The following is a 3,370-nucleotide window of genomic DNA, read 5'->3' on the forward strand; positions in this document are numbered from 1 at the left end:
CGGAGACAAGCGGAGCTGAAAAGGATGTCCCGCTCATACTGGTGTAGTCCCCCATATAAGACGTGCTGGTCAGGAAGACGCCGGGAGCTGCTAAATCAACCCATGTTCCGTAATTGGAGAACGCAGCTGGGTAACCGGAGCGATCCGTGGCTGCTACACTGATGACTGGAAAATAGGAAGCTGGATAGGATGCATCCCGGATTCCATCATTGGACGCTGCCGCCACGAGAACAATCCCTTCATTATAAGCTTTCCATAGCGCGCGTTCTTCGGCAGCGGACTTATGATAGGCTCCGAAGCTCATGTTAATGACGTCCACTCCCTGGTCTATGGCATAGTAAATACCGGATAAAACGTTAGAATCGCTGAATTTCCCTTCATAGTCCCCTACTTTGACCGGAAGAATTTTTGTCTCCGGAGCAAGTCCTGCGATTCCCCGGTCATTAAAATTAGCCGCGATCAATCCGGCGATATGCGTGCCGTGGCCGTGATTGTCATCCGGGTTTGCGTCATTGTTAACAAAATCATATCCTGGCAGGACGACGCCCTGAAGGTCTTCGTGATACTTGTAGACGCCCGTATCCAGTACCGCAACCGTCGTATCGGAAGAACCTCGCGTCACATTCCAGGCCTTCTCCATATTCATGTCATCATACTGATACTGTCCTGAATATTCAGGGTCAGAAGGAACGTAGGATGATTCACTTATGTAGTCCGGGTCAGCCGTAAGGACCGCCGGATCTTCGTTTAATTGCTGCAGCACGTGGTGATAATCCGCGTCTTCCTTCACTTCAAGCAGGCGGAAGTTATGCTGTTTGAGCGCTTCGGACAGGGGTCCTTCATTTACTTCATACGTCTCTGTTGAAAACGATGAAGACTCCTTCACTTCGATTAAGATGCCGCGGTTATGTACGTCTTTCAGATCCACCTCTTCGACTTGCTTGGAGCTTTTGGAGCTCTCTTTCTTATGTACTTGTTTGACGGGTCTATCATCCTTCTTGAAAGAAGATTCCTCTTCCGGTTTGGAAGTTTGTGTTTCTCCTTTCGTTATCTCCTCTAAAGGAATCTCCTTCATTCTTTCTTCTGCCTGGACCGATGATGATGGAGCCATACCTGTGAGCGTCGGGGCTACAAGGGTCAGGCTGAGCATCACCGATGTAATTGAATACCTGGTACGTTTCTTCATATAATTCCTCCTACTAATCTATCAGCATTTGTAACCTGATTGTAACATTAACCGGTTACGAAAGAATATAGTCCCAGAATAAACCACAACTAAATACCCCGCATCTGTCAATTACCACCTCCTTCCACCTCAGGTCTCCCAGGATCTGGGAGACCTGAGGTGGGTATATTTGGCAGTTTTATTACAAACCCTTTTCAATAGACTAGATTCCTAGTATGGTAAGACTAAACAACTAGGAGGTACGCATAATGAGAAATTGGATGACGTTTTTAGCTGCTTTCCTTTTGGTTACAGCTTTAACGACGCAGCCCGCTGAGGCGGAAGAGGCTTTCCGCGACCTGGATCAAACGCCGTGGGCGAAGGAAGAAATCACGTATTTAAGTAACGAAGGGATTATTAATGGATATGGGAACGGCTACTTCGGTCCCAAGGATCCTATCACTCGTGCGCAGGCCGCGATGATGCTCGTCAACGACTTGTACCCGAATGCCGAAGCTCAGGAAGATCCCGGATTTTATGATTTAAGCAGAGACAGTATTTACTATAATGCGATCGCCGTAGCCGCACAGAAAGGCTTAGTGTCCGGATACCCGGATGGAACCTACAAACCGGACGCTTATATTAAGCGGAATGAAGCTGCCTTTTTAATCGACCGCGCTTATAACGTAAAACGAAATTACGGGGAAAATGTCTTTTTCTCAGATGTCGGTGATAACTGGTCGACCGGTGCCATTAAAGACCTCGCGTCTCAGGGCATCATAAACGGCTATACAGACGGCACGTTCCGCCCGTCTCAATCAATTAACCGTGCTGAATTTTCGGTCGTTCTTTCTTATACGGTTAACAAAAATCTTCGTCCTCTTGATGATATGACCGTTCATTTCATCGATGTTGGCCAGGGAGACAGCACGCTGCTTGAAACCCCATCCGGCCAAACGATCCTGATCGATGGTGGACGTAAATCAGCAGGACAAGAAGTGGTGGATTACTTAGCATCTGCAGGGATCGACACGATTGATTTAATGGTTGCTACTCACCCGGACGCTGATCACATCGGCGGTTTGATCGATGTGCTGGAAACGATGGACGTGAAGCAAGTGCTCGACAGCGGCAAAGACCATACGACGGATACGTACATGGACTACCTGGACTTGATCGATGAGAAGGATATTCCTTTTGATACAGCTGTCGAAGGTGAAGTTCTATCCTATGAAGACATGAGTATGAAAGTGATGAACAGCAAAGAGTCTTCCAGTGATAACAATGAATCCTCGATTGTATTAAAGGTTACTCACGGGGAAGTTGACTTCTTATTAACGGGAGACGCTACCGTTGAGAATGAAGAAGAAATGCTCCCGGCTTACAATCTAGAAGCTGAAATATTGAAAGTCGGCCACCATGGCGCCTCAACGTCCACTTCTGATGAATTTGTGGATGAAGTACAGCCTGAAGTGGGGATCTTATCCTATGGTGAGAACTCTTATGGACACCCGGACTCTGAAGTGGTGAACCGCCTGTGGCAGGCAGACGTCAAACTTTACTCTACGTGTGACGAGGGAGACATTACGATCACCTCTACCGGAAATAACTATGACGTGAACGCTTCAACTTTCGATGGCAGCGATCCTTGTATAGCCGATCAGGATGATGGCAATAATGGTGACAATGACGGGGAAACTCCTGGCTTGATTAACGTGAATACGGCAGGCTACGAGGAGCTGCAGGAGGTTAACGGCATCGGCCCAACCATTGCAGGGAATATCATCGAGTATCGTGAAACTTACGGTGATTTCCAAACCTACGAAGAGCTGCTCAATGTGAGTTATATCGGAGAAGCTACGCTTGAAGAAATCAAGCCGCAAATTACACTTTGAGGTGAATGATCCATGCGTTATACCATCGATCGTTTTGAAAACGGGAAAGCCGTTCTCTTAGAAAAAGGAAACGAATATAACGAGAAACTGATTCCTATAGAACGCATGCCTTCCCACGCCAAAGAAGGAGATCTGGTAGAACCCGCCGATCTCGGTCATGGCAAGGACTATCAAGTGCTTGAACAGGAAACAGCCGAACGCCGCAAGCAAGCCAAAGAGAAATTAGAAAAACTAAAGAAAAAATCCAAAAAGAAATAAAAGTGACCACGGAATACAAATCCAAATCCTTCCACCTCAGGTCATCCAGATT

The 3,370-nt window shown here is 47.0% G+C and carries 3 protein-coding genes; 2 read left to right on the forward strand and 1 reads right to left on the reverse strand.

Features of this window, described 5'->3' with window-relative positions:
* Positions 1-1,186, reverse strand: a 1,186-nt coding sequence (locus WAM07_RS17630; protein ID WP_422168698.1) for a S8 family serine peptidase, incomplete at its 3' end; no start/stop codon positions are given.
* 248 nt (positions 1,187-1,434) lie between these two features.
* Here WAM07_RS17630 and WAM07_RS17635 point away from each other — a divergent pair.
* Both WAM07_RS17635 and WAM07_RS17640 read left to right on the forward strand, forming a co-directional pair.
* The gene (locus tag WAM07_RS17635) at positions 1,435-3,060 is read left to right on the forward strand and encodes an S-layer homology domain-containing protein (RefSeq protein ID WP_422168699.1); all 1,626 of its coding nucleotides are present in this window, start codon (positions 1,435-1,437) and stop codon (positions 3,058-3,060) included.
* 12 nt (positions 3,061-3,072) lie between these two features.
* The gene (locus WAM07_RS17640; RefSeq protein WP_422168700.1) at positions 3,073-3,318 is read left to right on the forward strand and encodes a DUF3006 domain-containing protein; all 246 of its coding nucleotides are present in this window, start codon (positions 3,073-3,075) and stop codon (positions 3,316-3,318) included.
* Positions 3,319-3,370: the final 52 nt, after the last annotated feature.

It is taken from the genome of Halobacillus sp., from assembly GCF_049282395.1.
GTDB lineage: Bacteria > Bacillota > Bacilli > Bacillales > Halobacillaceae > Halobacillus.

Coding starts and splice junctions, on each gene's coding strand:
- WAM07_RS17635 (WP_422168699.1), top strand. CDS start 1,435: ATGAGAAATTGGATGACGTTTTTAGCTGCTTTCCTTTTGGTTACAGCT.
- WAM07_RS17640 (WP_422168700.1), top strand. CDS start 3,073: ATGCGTTATACCATCGATCGTTTTGAAAACGGGAAAGCCGTTCTCTTA.